Annotated in this window: 15 protein-coding genes; 10 read left to right on the plus strand and 5 right to left on the minus strand. The window is 61.1% G+C overall.

The window, feature by feature from the left end; genetic code table 11:
- Both ERD80_RS19285 and sixA read left to right on the plus strand, forming a co-directional pair.
- Positions 1–840, plus strand: an 840-nt coding sequence (locus ERD80_RS19285; protein WP_248295877.1) for a 3-hydroxyacyl-CoA dehydrogenase family protein, incomplete at its 5' end; no start/stop codon positions are given.
- Positions 841–1,035: 195 nt separating this feature from the next.
- The gene (gene sixA / locus ERD80_RS19290; protein WP_021509155.1) at positions 1,036–1,518 is read left to right on the plus strand and encodes a phosphohistidine phosphatase SixA; all 483 of its coding nucleotides are present in this window, start codon (positions 1,036–1,038) and stop codon (positions 1,516–1,518) included.
- A gap of 454 nt (positions 1,519–1,972) precedes the next feature.
- Here sixA and smrB read toward each other — a convergent pair whose 3' ends face one another.
- Positions 1,973–2,521, minus strand: a complete 549-nt coding sequence (smrB, locus tag ERD80_RS19295; RefSeq protein WP_021509156.1) for an endonuclease SmrB — start codon at positions 2,519–2,521, stop codon at positions 1,973–1,975.
- Positions 2,522–2,674: 153 nt separating this feature from the next.
- Here smrB and prmB point away from each other — a divergent pair, with 153 nt between their 5' ends.
- The 6 genes from prmB (at position 2,675) to ERD80_RS19325 (ending at position 7,306) form a co-directional block, all read left to right on the plus strand.
- Positions 2,675–3,607, plus strand: a complete 933-nt coding sequence (gene prmB, locus ERD80_RS19300) for a 50S ribosomal protein L3 N(5)-glutamine methyltransferase (RefSeq protein WP_104093054.1) — start codon at positions 2,675–2,677, stop codon at positions 3,605–3,607.
- A 46-nt stretch (positions 3,608–3,653) separates the two neighbouring features.
- On the plus strand, positions 3,654–4,739 hold the full coding sequence (gene aroC, locus ERD80_RS19305) for a chorismate synthase (RefSeq protein WP_021509158.1): 1,086 nt from the start codon (positions 3,654–3,656) through the stop codon (positions 4,737–4,739).
- Between the two features lie 8 nt (positions 4,740–4,747).
- On the plus strand, positions 4,748–5,572 hold the full coding sequence (gene mepA / locus ERD80_RS19310; protein ID WP_104188788.1) for a penicillin-insensitive murein endopeptidase: 825 nt from the start codon (positions 4,748–4,750) through the stop codon (positions 5,570–5,572).
- 9 nt (positions 5,573–5,581) lie between these two features.
- Positions 5,582–6,379, plus strand: coding sequence for a sulfite exporter TauE/SafE family protein (locus ERD80_RS19315; RefSeq protein WP_058769883.1), 798 nt, complete (start codon positions 5,582–5,584; stop codon positions 6,377–6,379).
- Positions 6,380–6,445: 66 nt separating this feature from the next.
- Complete coding sequence (locus ERD80_RS19320) at positions 6,446–6,991, plus strand: elongation factor P hydroxylase (RefSeq protein WP_136548144.1); 546 nt, start codon at positions 6,446–6,448, stop codon at positions 6,989–6,991.
- 33 nt (positions 6,992–7,024) lie between these two features.
- Entirely contained in the window at positions 7,025–7,306 is a 282-nt protein-coding gene (locus tag ERD80_RS19325) for a YfcL family protein (protein WP_010617478.1), read from the plus strand.
- A 29-nt stretch (positions 7,307–7,335) separates the two neighbouring features.
- On the opposite strand, the gene mnmC is transcribed toward ERD80_RS19325, so the two are convergent.
- Positions 7,336–9,348, minus strand: a complete 2,013-nt coding sequence (mnmC, locus tag ERD80_RS19330; RefSeq protein ID WP_136548146.1) for a bifunctional tRNA (5-methylaminomethyl-2-thiouridine)(34)-methyltransferase MnmD/FAD-dependent 5-carboxymethylaminomethyl-2-thiouridine(34) oxidoreductase MnmC — start codon at positions 9,346–9,348, stop codon at positions 7,336–7,338.
- Positions 9,349–9,503: 155 nt separating this feature from the next.
- Here mnmC and fabB point away from each other — a divergent pair, with 155 nt between their 5' ends.
- Positions 9,504–10,724, plus strand: coding sequence for a beta-ketoacyl-ACP synthase I (gene fabB / locus ERD80_RS19335; protein WP_021509164.1), 1,221 nt, complete (start codon positions 9,504–9,506; stop codon positions 10,722–10,724).
- Between the two features lie 62 nt (positions 10,725–10,786).
- Here fabB and ERD80_RS19340 read toward each other — a convergent pair whose 3' ends face one another.
- Positions 10,787–12,205 carry a PLP-dependent aminotransferase family protein gene (locus ERD80_RS19340; protein WP_136548148.1) on the minus strand — a complete coding sequence of 473 codons (1,419 nt, stop codon included), beginning with the start codon at positions 12,203–12,205 and terminating at the stop codon, positions 10,787–10,789.
- An 86-nt stretch (positions 12,206–12,291) separates the two neighbouring features.
- Here ERD80_RS19340 and ERD80_RS19345 point away from each other — a divergent pair, with 86 nt between their 5' ends.
- Entirely contained in the window at positions 12,292–12,735 is a 444-nt protein-coding gene (locus tag ERD80_RS19345; RefSeq protein WP_058769886.1) for a rhodanese-like domain-containing protein, read from the plus strand.
- Between the two features lie 14 nt (positions 12,736–12,749).
- Here the strand turns inward: ERD80_RS19345 and flk are convergent, their stop codons facing one another.
- Both flk and ERD80_RS19355 read right to left on the minus strand, forming a co-directional pair.
- The gene (gene flk / locus ERD80_RS19350) at positions 12,750–13,781 is read right to left on the minus strand and encodes a flagella biosynthesis regulator Flk (protein ID WP_059009109.1); all 1,032 of its coding nucleotides are present in this window, start codon (positions 13,779–13,781) and stop codon (positions 12,750–12,752) included.
- A 119-nt stretch (positions 13,782–13,900) separates the two neighbouring features.
- On the minus strand, positions 13,901–14,235 hold a 335-nt coding region (locus tag ERD80_RS19355), incomplete at its 5' end, for a tripartite tricarboxylate transporter permease (protein WP_211145604.1).

Below are 14,235 nucleotides of genomic sequence, written 5' to 3' on the forward strand. Positions count from 1 at the left end.
ATCGCCGCCGGCGCGCAGCGCCCGGAGAATGTTATCGGCCTGCACTTCTTCAGCCCGGTAGACAAGATGCCGCTGGTTGAGGTAATTCCGCACAGCGGCACGTCGGCGCAGACGCTGGCCACCACGGTGGAACTGGCGCGCCGTCAGGGCAAAACCGCCGTGGTGGTGGCTGACCGTCCCGGCTTTTATGTAAACCGCATTCTCGCGCCCTATATAAATGAAGCCATGCGCTGTCTGCTGGAGGGCGAGCCCATTGAACACATTGATAGCGCACTGGTGAAATTTGGTTTTCCGGTAGGCCCGCTGCAATTGCTGGATGAAGTTGGTATTGATGTCGGCAGCAAAATCAGCCCGATTCTCGAACAGGCTTACGGTTCACGCTTCAGCGCGCCGCAGGCGGTGAGCGCTATCCTGGCTGACGATCGTAAAGGGCGCAAAAACCGGAAAGGCTTTTATGATTATCAGCGCACGCGCTGGCCGCGTAAGCGTCGGGCCGATGCCAGCCTGTACCGCCTGCTGCAGCTGCAACCCCAGGCGAAACAGAGCGAGCAGCAGATCGCCACGCGCTGCGTGATGCTGATGCTTAACGAGGCGGTACGTTGTCTCGACGAAGCGGTGATCCGCAGCGCCCGCGACGGCGACATCGCGGCAGTGTTTGGCATCGGGTTTCCGCCGTTTCTCGGCGGGCCGTTCCGCTATATTGACCAGCGTGGTGCGGGCGAGATCGTCAATACATTACGTACATTAATGCAGCAATACGGCGAGCGTTTTACGCCCTGTGACGCGTTAGTGGCAATGTCAGAAGGGAAAACGAATTTTTACACTTCTGCACATTCATGAATAGCCGCACGGATTCAGCGGGTTAGAATCGGGGCCGCGCAGTGCCTGGCGCGGCACCATTCTGAGATATGCTTATTTAATAAACAACCGGTTGACTATACTCAAGCCATTGGGGTAAAACACAGCGTTCATTCGCAGAATGAAGCGTCTGGTGCTGTGGTACCCGGCGATATCGACAAACAACAGCGGTGCTTTATGCAAGTTTTTATCATGCGTCACGGCGACGCAGCTCTGGAAGCAGCGAGTGATGCGGTTCGTCCTCTCACCCTGTGTGGCTGCGACGAATCACGTCAGATGGCGAGCTGGCTGAATGGTCAGACGCCGGGAATCGATAAGGTGCTGGTCAGCCCTTATCTGCGCGCCGGGCAAACGCTCGCCACGGTACGTGAAGCGCTGAAACTGCCGGAAGGGCAGGAAGTGCTGCCAGAACTGACGCCAGGCGGCGATCCGGGCATGGTCGCCTGCCATTTACAGGCGCTGGCGGTGCAGGGTGCGCACGCGGTGCTGGTGATTTCACATCTGCCGCTGGTCGGCTATCTGGTTTCCGAACTCTGCCCGCAGGAAGCGCCACCGATGTTCGCCACCTCCGCCATTGCCTGCGTGGAGTTTGATGCCGACGCCTGTGAAGGCAAGCTGGCGTGGCAGGTGAGTCCGGCCAAGCTGGCCAAAGCCATGTAATTCCCCTTCATACTTCAGGCTGCAGCTGCGTTGGCTGCGTCAATTCACCCCAGTCACTTACTGATGTAAGCTCCTGGGGATTCCCCGTCATATTTCAGGCCGCAGCGGCGTTGGCTGCGTCAATTCACCCCAGTCACTTACAAATGTAAGCTCCTGGGGATTCATTTCCTTGCCGCCTTGCTGCAACCTGAATTATTTTGGGGAATGATGTGCGTTCAAACCGCAGCTGCGTTAGCTGCGTCAATTCACCCCAGTCACTTATTCACATAAGCTCCTGGGGATTCCCCGTCATATTTCAGGCCGCAGCGGCGTTGGCTGCGTCAATTCACCCCAGTCACTTACTAATGTAAGCTCCCGGGGATTCATTTCCTTGCCGCCTTGCTGCAACCTGAATTATTTTGGGGAATGATGTGCGTAATATTCCTGAACCGCCGCTGAGTAAATACCTGGCCGGTCAGGGTAATTCCGGCGGCTGCCACTCTTCGACTTCAATCAATACCAGCAGCGCGGCGTCGCCGCCAAACAGTTTGGGTGCCTGGTGAAACGCCATCACGTGCGGATGCTGTGCCAGCCAGAGTGGGGTTTGCTGCTTGAGAATGTGCTTGCCGTGGCCGGTCATCACGCTGGCACAGAAAATATGCTCGCGGCGGCAGGCGGCAATCAGCGCGCCGAGTTCCTGTTTCGCCTGAAGCTGGGTTAACCCATGCAGATCGAGAAAAATCTCTGGCGTGTAATCGCCACGCCGTAATTTTTTCAGCTCGTAATGGCTGACGTCGGCGCGTACGTAGCGCGTCGGCCCGTCGCTGGAGAGCAGGGGCTGAAACTCGTCGGAGAAATAATGGCTGTTATCGGCCTGCTCAGACAGCAGCCGCTTCAGCGGCACTTCACGGCTTTTCACTGCCGGTTTGTGCACGATCGTATCCTGTTTCAGCTGGCGCGTACCGCTCATTAGCTGGCGGAACAGCGCCTGGTCGTCCTGGCTTAGCGGCGTCTTTTTACTCATGTCTCAGTGAATCATCAGAAATGGCGGGTGTCTGGCCGTTACCTTACCGCTAAGCGTCAACAAATGTCAGCTTTTTCACCTCGCTGCGCTGAATTCTGCCCGGCTTCATGGCACACTATCGGCCGATTGATTTTATGGCCTGCGGAGGGCTACGTGGACAAGATTTTCGTCGATGAGGCAGTGAACGAACTGCACACCATTCAGGATATGCTGCGCTGGGCAGTAAGCCGCTTTTCGGCGGCGGGCATCTGGTACGGCCACGGCACGGACAATCCCTGGGACGAAGCGGTCCAACTGGTGCTGCCGACGCTGTGGCTGCCGCTGGATATTCCGGAAGACATGCGCCACGCTCGCCTGACCGCCAGCGAACGTCACCGCATCGTGGAACGCGTAATCCGTCGCGTTAACGAGCGCATTCCGGTGGCCTACCTCACCAATAAAGCCTGGTTCTGCGGCCATGAATTCTACGTCGATGAGCGCGTGCTGGTGCCGCGCTCACCGATTGGCGAGCTGATCGAAAACCGCTTTGCCGGCCTGATCAACGAAGCGCCGCGCCATATTCTCGACATGTGCACCGGCAGCGGCTGCATCGCCATCGCCTGTGCGTACGCCTTCCCGGAAGCGGAAGTGGATGCCGTCGATATCTCCACCGACGCGCTGGCCGTGGCTGAACAGAATATTGAAGAGCACGGTCTGCTGCATCACGTCACGCCGATTCGCGCCGACCTGTTCCGCAATCTGCCGCAGGTTAAATATGACCTGATCGTCACCAATCCACCGTACGTCGATGCTGAAGACATGGACGACCTGCCGAACGAATATCGCCACGAGCCGGAGCTCGGTCTGGCCGCGGGCAGCGACGGCCTGAAGCTGGTGCGCCGCATCCTGGCCTGCGCGCCGGACTACCTCAGTGAGCAGGGCGTGCTGATTTGCGAAGTCGGTAACAGCATGGTGCACATGATGGAGCAGTATCCGGACGTGCCTTTTACCTGGCTGGAGTTTGATAACGGCGGTGACGGCGTGTTCATGCTGACGCGCGATCAAATCGTCGCGGCGCAGTCGCACTTCTCATTCTATAAAGACTAAAAATCGGGGCGAGCGCTCGCCCGCAACATCGCAACAAGGAACCCCCATGGCCGGAAACAGCATCGGACAACTTTTTCGCGTTACCACCTTTGGCGAGTCGCACGGTATTGCGCTTGGCTGCATTGTTGATGGTGTGCCGCCCGGCATCCCGCTGACCGAAGCCGATATTCAGCACGATCTCGATCGTCGTCGTCCCGGCACTTCGCGCTATACCACCCAGCGTCGCGAGCCGGATCAGGTGAAGATTTTGTCCGGCGTGTTTGAAGGCGTCACCACCGGCACCTCCATCGGTCTGCTGATTGAAAACACCGACCAGCGTTCGCAGGATTACAGCGCGATTAAAGATCTGTTCCGTCCCGGCCATGCGGATTACACCTACGAACAGAAATATGGCCTGCGCGACTATCGCGGCGGCGGCCGCTCCTCGGCCCGCGAAACCGCCATGCGCGTGGCAGCCGGTGCCATTGCTAAAAAGTATCTGCAGATGAAGCACGGCATCGTGGTGCGCGGCTATCTGGCGCAGATTGGCGACATCGCCTGCGAACTGAAAGACTGGAGTATCGTGGAAGATAACCCGTTTTTCTGCCCCGATGCCGACAAACTCGATGCGCTGGACGAACTGATGCGCGCGCTGAAAAAAGAGGGCGACTCCATCGGTGCCAAAGTCACGGTGATGGCCGAAAACGTGCCGCCGGGCCTCGGTGAGCCGGTGTTCGATCGCCTCGACGCCGACCTGGCGCACGCGCTGATGAGCATCAACGCGGTGAAAGGCGTGGAGATCGGTGATGGTTTCGCGGTGATCAACCAGCGCGGCAGTCAGCACCGTGATGAAATCCGCAGCAACGGGTTTCAAAGCAACCATGCCGGCGGCATTCTCGGCGGGATCAGCAGCGGCCAGACCATCAGCGCCAACCTGGCGATGAAACCCACTTCCAGCATCACCGTGCCGGGCAACACCATCACCCGCGACGGCGCGGAAGTGGAGATGATCACCAAAGGCCGTCACGATCCCTGTGTCGGCATCCGCGCGGTACCGATCGCGGAAGCAATGATGGCGATTGTGCTGATGGATCACCTGCTGCGCCAGCGTGGGCAGAACGCTGACGTCAACAGCAGCGTCCCGCGCTGGTAAGCCGCATGATACGCCGCCTGTTACTCTCCCTTGCCGCGCTGCTGTGCAGTGCGGTCAGCCTGGCTGCCACGCCGTGGCAGCAAATCCATCAACCGATTGCCGGCAGCCCGCAGTCCATCGGCAGCTTTGCCAACGGCTGTATCGTCGGGGCGCAGCAGCTGCCGCTCAACTCGCCTAACTATCAGGTGATGCGTCAGGATCAGCGACGCTATTACGGCCACCCGGACCTGATCGCCTTTATCCAGCGCCTCAGCACCCAGGCGCACCAGCTGCAGCTGGGCCAGGTGCTGATTGGTGATATGGGCATGGCCGCCGGCGGACGCTTTAGCAGCGGCCACGCCAGCCATCAGACCGGTCTCGACGTGGATATCTGGCTGCAGCTGCCGCAGAGCCGCTGGACGGCACAGCAGCTGCTGAAGCCGCAGCCGCTCGATCTGGTTGGGCCGGACGACCGTCAGGTGATCGCGCGTCACTGGCAACCGCAGATCGACAGTCTCATAAAGCTGGCGGCGAAAGATGACGACGTCACGCGCATCTTCGTCAATCCGGCGATTAAAAAGCAGCTTTGTGCCGATGCCGGTAGCGATCGTGCGTGGCTCCACAAAGTACGGCCGTGGTTCGCCCACCGGGCACACATGCACGTGCGCCTGCGCTGTCCGCCGGGCAGTCTGGAGTGTGAAGATCAGGCGCCGCCGCCGCCGGGCGATGGCTGCGGCGCAGAGCTGGAGAGCTGGTTCCTGCCGAAGAAGCCGGGCACTACGCCGCCGGTGAAGAAGTCGCCGCCGCCGTTGCCGCCTTCCTGCCAGGCGTTACTTGATAAGCATCTACTGTAGGAACCTGAGATGGATCTGTTTGTTGTCAGCCCGGCAGTGCTTGGCGTGCTGTTTCTGGTCGCGGTGCTGGCGGCCTTTATTGATTCCATCGCCGGCGGTGGCGGTCTGCTGACCGTGCCGTCGCTGCTGGCGGCCGGTCTTTCGCCGGCGCAGGCGCTGGCGACCAACAAGCTACAGTCGGTCGGCGGCTCCTTCTCGGCCAGCCTCTATTTTGTGCGGCGCGGCGCGGTGAAACTGCGCGAGCAGCGGCTGAATATCGCCATGACCTTTCTCGGCGCGATTGGCGGAACGCTGCTGATTCAGCATATTCAGGCTGAGATACTGCGCCAGATACTGCCGCTGCTGCTGATCAGCATCGGGCTGTGGTTCCTGCTGATGCCACGTCTTGGCGAGGCCGATCGCGAGCAGCGCCTGCACGGCCTGGCGTTTGCGCTGGTAGGCGGCGGCTGCGTCGGCTTTTACGATGGCTTCTTCGGCCCGGGTGCCGGCTCGTTCTATGCGCTGGCCTTCGTCACGCTTTGCGGCTTCAATCTGGCCAAAGCCACCGCCCACGCCAAAATCCTAAATTTCACCTCCAACTTCGCCAGTCTGCTGTTCTTTATGTTCGGCGGCAAGGTGGTGTGGGGCACCGGTGTGATTATGCTGCTGGGGGCGTTTATTGGCGCACGCCTCGGCGCCAGGCTGGTGCTGAGCCGCGGTCAGAAGCTGATTCGCCCGATGGTGGTGACAGTGTCTGCCGTGATGAGCGCTAAGCTGTTGTGGGACAGCCACGGCAGTGTCATTCTCGCCTGGTTTGCCGCACTGTAATCCGCACTCGTCAAAACCGGCCGCCAGTGCGACAATGGCGGCGGTTTGTTTAAAGATTAAAATATTATGAGTACAGAGCACCATTATCAGCAGCTGGTGGAGATTTTTGACGGCTGCTTTGCTGACGATTTTCAGACGCGTCTAATTAAAGGCGATGATGAACCTATTTATCTTCCAGCGGATGACACCTCACCGTGGCACCGCGTGGTGTTTGCCCATGGCTTTTACGCCAGCGCGCTGCACGAAATTTCGCACTGGTGCATTGCCGGTGAAGCGCGGCGCAAGCTGGTGGATTTTGGTTACTGGTACTGCCCGGACGGGCGCGATGCGCAAACGCAGGGCCAGTTTGAAGCGGTGGAAATTAAGCCGCAGGCGCTGGAGTGGCTGTTCTGTGTGGCAGCCGGCTTTCCCTTCAACGTCAGCTGTGACAATCTCGACGGCGATTGTGAACCGGATCGCATCGCGTTTCAGCGCAAGGTGCATGCGCAGGTGATGCATTATCTGCAGCACGGCATTCCGGCGCGTCCGGCGCGCTTTATTGATGCGTTAGCCAGCTATTATGGTACGCCTGCACTGACGGCGGCACAGTTTCCGTGGCCGGAAGATCTGTGAGCCGCACTCCGATAAATGAAGGATGATGAGAAGATGATCGTAGAATTCGAGTCCCGCATTCTGGCGCTGATTGACGATATGGTCGAACACGCCAGCGACGACGAACTGTTTGCCAGCGGTTATCTGCGTGGCCATCTGACGCTGGCAGTAGCGGAAATTGAGCAGAGCGGCGAACACACGCCGGAAGCGCTGCAGATTCAGGTCACCAACAGCCTGCAAAACGCCATCGCCGCCGGTGAGCTATCGCCGCGCGACCAGGCGCTGGTGGTGGGCATGTGGGATAACCTGTTTACCCAGGCGCGCCTCACTGCCTGACTGGCCGGGGCGATCGCTCGCCCCGCGCTTTAGCGTCCTGCCTTTTTCCCTTTCAGCAATTTGCGCACCCAGTAACGGTTGGGATGCAGCGCCGCCAGCGTGCTGCTGTCCAGCGGCTGCGGCTCGCCGCTCATTTGCGCCGCCAGCACTTCTGCCGCCAGCGGCGCGCTGCACAGTCCGCGCGACCCCAGTGCGCCGAGCACGAACAAGCCGGGATGCACCGGCGCTTCCGCAATCTGCTCGCCGCGCGCGCGCTGCGCCGCTAGATCCGCATACTCACTGAGCGTCGCCGCGTAATCCGGCACGCTGCCGCTCATCGGCAGGTGATCACGCGTGGCGCAGCGCACGCCGCTGCGCGCTTCATCAGCGCTGACGTCAACCTGCGTCGGCCAATTGACCTGCGGCAGACAGTTAATCAGCCGCTGGCGATTCTCCTGCTGATCGTCGGCGCGGAAAGCGGTTGTCGTTTCACCGCGATGGTAGCTGGCACCGATGCAGTGCGTGGCAAAGTTCGGGCTGACCGGCGTGAGATAGCCGTCGTAACACAGCACGGTGCGCAGCGGGTTCAGCGCCGCGTTGGTCGGCACATGGCTGACCTGACCGGCCACCGCATACACCGGCAAATCGCGGCTTTGCCCGATCGCCTGCAGCGCATGGCCGTTGGCCAGCACCACCTGCTGATGGGTGACCGCAGGCTGTTGGGCGAACTGCAGCGTCCAGCCTGCCTGCTGACGAACCAGCTGCGTCACGCGATGCAGCCAGTGCATGCGCAGCCCCTGAGTCTGGACATACTCCAGCAGATTGCTGGTGAGCTGTGACGGCGACAGCCAGCCGCCCTGCGGATAGAAAATGCCGCCGCAGTCGAGATCGACGCCGGCCAGCTGCTGCGCCTGCTGCGGGCTGACGCCGTGCGCCAGCCCGTGCGGCAGATCCATGCTCAGCATCTGCGCAATCTTCTCCGCGCTTTTGGCATCCCAGCCGAGCTGCAGCACGCCGCTCCACTGATGTTCGAACATCACCGGCAGCGCATCGTACAGGCGGCGGGCAAAGCTGAATGCCGCCGGGAAAAAAGTGGCGAGCGCCGGATCGTGCTGATTGAGCAGCGGATAGAGCGCGCCCTGACGATTACCCGATGCGCCGAGCGCCGGGGCGGCATCGGCGCAGTACAGCGTAACCTGCCAGCCACGCCGCAGCAGCGCCAGCGCCAGCACCGCGCTGGCCACGCCGCCGCCAATCAGCGCCACCTCGCGGCTGGCGGCCTGCGGACGCGCATACCACGGCTGAGCCGGGAGCTGCCCGGGGGCGCTGTCCAGCACGCCGGTCAGCATTTCACGTTTGTGGCCGAAGCCTTTGCGCTTCGCCACGCTGAACCCGGCCTGCTGTAAGCCCCGCCGCACAAAGCCCGCCGAGGTAAAGGTGGCGAAGGTGCCGCCGGGACGCGCCAGCCGCGCCATGGCGGCGAACAGCGAAGGCGTCCACATCTCAGGGTTTTTCGCCGGCGCGAAGCCATCTAAAAACCACGCGTCAACCTGGCCGTTGAGACTGTCATCAAAAGTATCAATCAGCGCGTTAATATCACCCAGCCACAGATCCAGCGTCACCTCGCCGCCATTGAACAGCAGGCGCTGACAGCCGGGCAGGGCCAGCGGCCACTGCTGCTGTAGCTGTCCGGCCCACGGGGCCAGTTCCGGCCAGCGCGCGTGCGCGCTCACCAGATCGGCGTGGGTCAGCGGGTATTTTTCGCAGCTGATGAAGTGCAGGCGGCGCAAGCCGGCTTGCGGATGGGCGGCGCGGAAGCGATCAAACGCCTGCCACAGGGTAAGAAAGTTGAGTCCGGTGCCAAAACCGCTCTCGGCAACGATGAACAGATCGCGCGGATGGGCGGCAAATCGCTGTGGAAGATGGTTACCGTCGAGGAACACATAGCGCGTCTCCTCCAGTCCGTTGTCGTTGGAGAAATAGACGTCGTCGAACGCTCGGGAAACAGGTGTACCCTGATCGTTCCAGTTTAATTGCGCGTGTTCAACCGGGGATAACTTCACGGGAAAGGCTCATTTTTCAGGCAGTGGCGCGATTTTAGCGAGTGGCGTCACATGACGCAAATTTACAAAAGGAAATGGCTGATCGGACTTGTTCGGCGTACAACTGTAAGCTAGAGTGCACGTCAATCCAAAAGAAGTGGAATGAGGACTATTGAATGAAACGTGCAGTGATTACTGGCCTGGGTATCGTTTCCAGTATTGGTAATAACCAGCAGGAAGTGCTGGCTTCCCTGCGTGAAGGCCGTTCCGGAATCACTTTCTCCGAAGAGATGAAAGATGCCGGCATGCGCAGCCATGTATGGGGTAACGTCAAACTGGACACTAACGGGCTCATCGATCGCAAAATCGTGCGTTTCATGAGTGATGCCTCAATCTATGCCTATCTGTCGATGGCAGAAGCAATCAAAGATTCCGGCCTGACGGATGAACAGTACCAGAACAACCCGCGTGTTGGTCTGATTGCCGGTTCCGGTGGCGGTTCCCCGCGTTATCAGGTATTCGGTGCCGACGCGATGCGTGGCCCGCGCGGCCTGAAAGGCGTTGGCCCGTACGTGGTGACTAAAGCGATGGCGTCCGGCGTCTCTGCCTGCCTGGCCACGCCATTCAAAATCCACGGCGTCAACTACTCCATCAGTTCGGCGTGCGCGACGTCAGCACACTGCATCGGCAACGCGGTGGAGCAGATTCAGCTGGGCAAACAGGATGTGGTATTTGCTGGCGGCGGCGAAGAGCTGAGCTGGGAAATGGCCTGTGAGTTCGACGCCATGGGCGCGCTCTCGACGAAATACAACGAAACCCCGGAAAAAGCGTCGCGTACTTACGATGCCAGCCGTGACGGTTTCGTGATCGCCGGCGGCGGCGGTATGGTGGTAGTGGAAGAGCTGGAGCATGCGCTGGCGCGTGGTGCCCACATCTACGCCGAGATCGTCGGCTACGGCGCAACCTCTGACGGCGCTGACATGGTGGCACCGTCAGGCGAAGGCGCGGTGCGTTGCATGAAGATGGCGATGCAGGGTCTGGATACGCCAATCGACTACCTCAACACCCACGGCACGTCAACGCCAGTCGGCGACGTGAAAGAGCTGGGCGCGATTCGCGAAGTGTTTGGCGACAACACGCCATACATCTCTGCGACCAAAGCCATGACCGGTCACTCGCTGGGTGCGGCAGGCGTGCAGGAAGCGATTTACACTCTGCTGATGCTGGAGCACAGCTTCATCGCGCCAAGCATTAACGTGGAACAGCTGGATGACGCAGCGAAGGGCATGAACATTGTGACGCAGCCAACCGAAAAAGCGCTGACCACGGTGATGTCCAACAGCTTCGGCTTCGGTGGCACCAACGCCACGCTGACCCTGCGTAAATACCAGGCGTAACGCTTACGCTAATGCTCAAAGGCCGGTTAATCCGGCCTTTGTTGTTTTTGTCGCTGACGGATTCAGGTTGCCAGCAGCCTTACCAGCTTCGCGCAGGCGCGGTCAATTTCGCCGGGCGTCAACGCGGCAAAGCCGAGTATCCAGCCTTGCTGTTTCGATGCGCCGGCGTAAAGGGGTGACAGCGGCGGCAGCAGCAGACCGTCGGCCTGCGCCTGTTGCGTGAGCCGCGCCTCATCTCCCTGTAATAACTCAACTGTCAATTGCAACCCGCCTGTCGCCGGCAGCGGTCGCAGCCACGGCTGCAGGTGCTGTTCGATCTGTGTCAGCAGCCGATCGCGCCGGCTATGATAGAGCTGACGCATCAGCCGCAGGTGGCTGGCGAAATAGCCTTGCTGGATAAATTCGGCGGTGATCGCCTGCGGCAGCAGGGCGCTGTGGCCGTCCAGTACGCTGCGCGCGCGACCCAGCGCCGTCACCAGCGCCGCGGGCACCACCATCCACGCCAGCCGCAGCGACGGAAACAGGGTTTTGGAAAAGGTCCCCAGGCTGATAACCCGGCTATCGGCTTCCATGCCCTGCAGCGCCGGCGCCGGGCGACCGTCATAGTGAAATTCACTGTCGTAGTCATCCTCGATCAGCCAGCTATCGTGCTGACGTGCCCACGCCAGCCACTGCAGCCGCCGCGCGAGGCTCATCGGTGTGCCGGTCGGATACTGGTGGCCGGGCGTCAGATACACCAGTTGCGCCCGGCCGCTGAGTGGTAGCGCGCCCTGATCGTCCAGCGGCATGGCGCGGCAGCGGGCACCGGCGGCGAGAAAGGCGTTCCGCGCGCCACGGTAGCCCGGCTCCTCCAGCCACACTTCATCCTCTGCATCCAGAAACATCAGCGCCAGCAGCTGCAGCGCCTGCTGTGAACTGGTGAGCATGATGACCTGCTCAGCCGTACAGCGCACGCCGCGCGACAGCGCCAGATAATCCGCCACCGCCTGGCGCAGCGGCGCATAACCGAGCGGATCGCCATAGCCCATCACCTGACTGCCCAGCGCGCGCTGTACGCTGTGGCTCAGCCGCTGCCACTGGCGGTGCGGAAACGCGCGCAGTTCCGGTGATCCGGCGGCAAAGGCAAGGGGAAAAGGGGGATCCTGGCAGCCACCGGTCGCCAGCACCTGCGTGCCGCGCTGCGAAAAGCGCGGTGCGCGCTGCGCTGTCGCCTTTTCCGCCGGTGGCGGCAGGGCGATAGCGACGAAGGTGCCGCGTCCGCTGTGCCGCTGCACGTAGCCTTCGCTCTCCAGCTGGCTGTAAGCGGCTTCAACCGTCACGCGTGACAGCGCCAGATCGGCAGCCAGCTGGCGGCTCGAAGGCAGCTTCTGCCCGAAGCGCAAATGGCCGCTGACAATGGCCTGGCGCAGCGTGGCGCACAGCCGCTGACGTAAACCGCCCTGCGTCTGATGGCGAAACAGTGGCAAAAAGGCGTGCTGCATAATGGTCTTATCGCTACAGTCAAAGTGGTATCAGGATGCAGACCACTTTGCCGTACACTGCAGGGACATCACAACAGGAGAATGCCATGTCAGCCGTTTTGTTTTATCCGCCCGCCAGCCCGCAGCACAGCGTGGCTTATTTGCAGCACAAACTCAGCTATTACACCGATGCCTGGGATCTGGCGGCGGATTTGGCGCAGGGCGTCACGCAGATTGTGGTGATTGATGCCCGCAGCCGCGACGCATATCAGGCCGGACATATCTGCGGCGCGCTGTCGTTGCCGCATCGCGAAATGGATGCGGCCAGCACCGCGCGGCTCGATCGTCACCGCGTCTATGTGACTTACTGCGACGGCATCGGCTGCAACGGTTCGACCAAAGCAGCGCTAAAACTGGCTGAGCTGGGGTTTCAGGTTAAAGAGCTGATTGGCGGGCTGGATTTCTGGAAGCGCGACGGCCACCCGATGGCGTGGGGCGCGGCGGCAGGCGAGTGGCCCGCCGCTGCACCCGCGGCGGAGTGCGGCTGCTGAGTGCGATGGCTTAACTACAGCAGCAGCCAGAGCAAAAAGAAGAACAGCGCCAGGCCGAGCACCAGCGTCAGCGCCGGGCGCTGCGCCAGTGGACGCGGCAGAATTTCAACAAACGGTGCCCAGATTGGCTGCGGACGCAGCTCGCTGTCGGCCAGCGGCGTTTCGCTGTTGCGCTCGGCGCGGCGGCTGAACAGCAGCATCAGCAGATCCTGGCTTTGTGCCGGCGTCAGCAACGTCTGCGGCGTGGCCTGGAAGCGCTGCAGGCTGTAATCCTCCAGCATGCGCTGCTCGTCGTGGCTTAGCGGCTGCTTGAGCGAGCTTTCAAGCAGCTGCAGCGTCGGCGCGCTGTGCTGGCTCAGCGTCTGGCGCACCTGCAAAAACTGCGTCAACAGTGGGAAGTGGCGCGAGGGAACCGGGTCGCCGCTTTTCAGATTGACCAGTTTCAGCGTGTCGGCCAGCACTTTTACCGGTGATTCCCCGGTGGCGGCGGCAAGGCGTGTGACCTGCTGGTTGAGCGCCTGCTGTTCGGCCGGTAACAGGGTACGATCGGTGGTGCGCGTCTGCTGCGGCTGCGGGATCGCCATCTGGCCGTTCTGCAACATGGTCAGCACCTGACGCAGCTGATCCTGGCTCAGCGCGCTTAATACCGTCTGATTAAACTGCTGACGGATAAAGTCGCTCACCGCCTGACGATTGTTGCCCTGCGGCAGCTTTTCCAGCAGCTGCTGCAACAGCTGACGCGTGGCGTGGCTGTTCTGCACTTGCGTCAGACGGCTGTTGAGATGCTGCTCCGCCGCCGGAAAGTGGCGCGACTGCAGTTCGGCATCATTTTTCACGCCCACTTCATGGCGTATGCCAGCCCACAGTTCGGGCGCTTTCAGCGTGCTGAGTGACATGATACGGACGATCAGGCGTTCCAGCGTGGTGCGCTGGGCCGGGGAGAGCGGCTGTTCACCTGCCGCAGCGCCGGGGCGGCCTGCGCCGTTAGCCGGGTTAACAGATGAACGATCGCCCGCGGGCACACCGGGACCGCTGAGAGGTTGCATGGCGGAATCCTTGAAAAACGAGTCAGATCCGGGTGCGCCGGAAAAACGATGGCACATGATAGCAAAAGCCCCCGGGAAATCCACGGGGGCGGCAGGGAGAAAAACAATAAGACACGGATTTATTCTGCGGCGGCCAGCTTCATGCGCTTGCGACGCCAGCGCTTCCACAGCGGCGGCACCACCAGCACGGCGACAGCCAGCACCAGCAGCACTTTACAGATCAGGCTTTCCCACAGAATTGGCAGGTTGCCATTGCTGATTGACAGCGCGCGGCGCAGGTTCTGCTCCAGCATTTCGCCCAGCACAAAGCCGAGAATCAGCGGCGACATCGGGAAATCCATCTTACGCAGGATGTAGCCGAAAATACCCAGCCCGACCATCAGCAGCAGGTCAAACGTAGTGCTGTGCACCGCATACACGCCCACCGCGGAGATGGCGGCGATCGCCGGCACCA

Origin of the sequence: Pantoea sp. R102, assembly GCF_004916815.1 — a bacterium.
Classification (GTDB): Bacteria; Pseudomonadota; Gammaproteobacteria; order Enterobacterales; family Enterobacteriaceae; genus Pantoea; species Pantoea dispersa.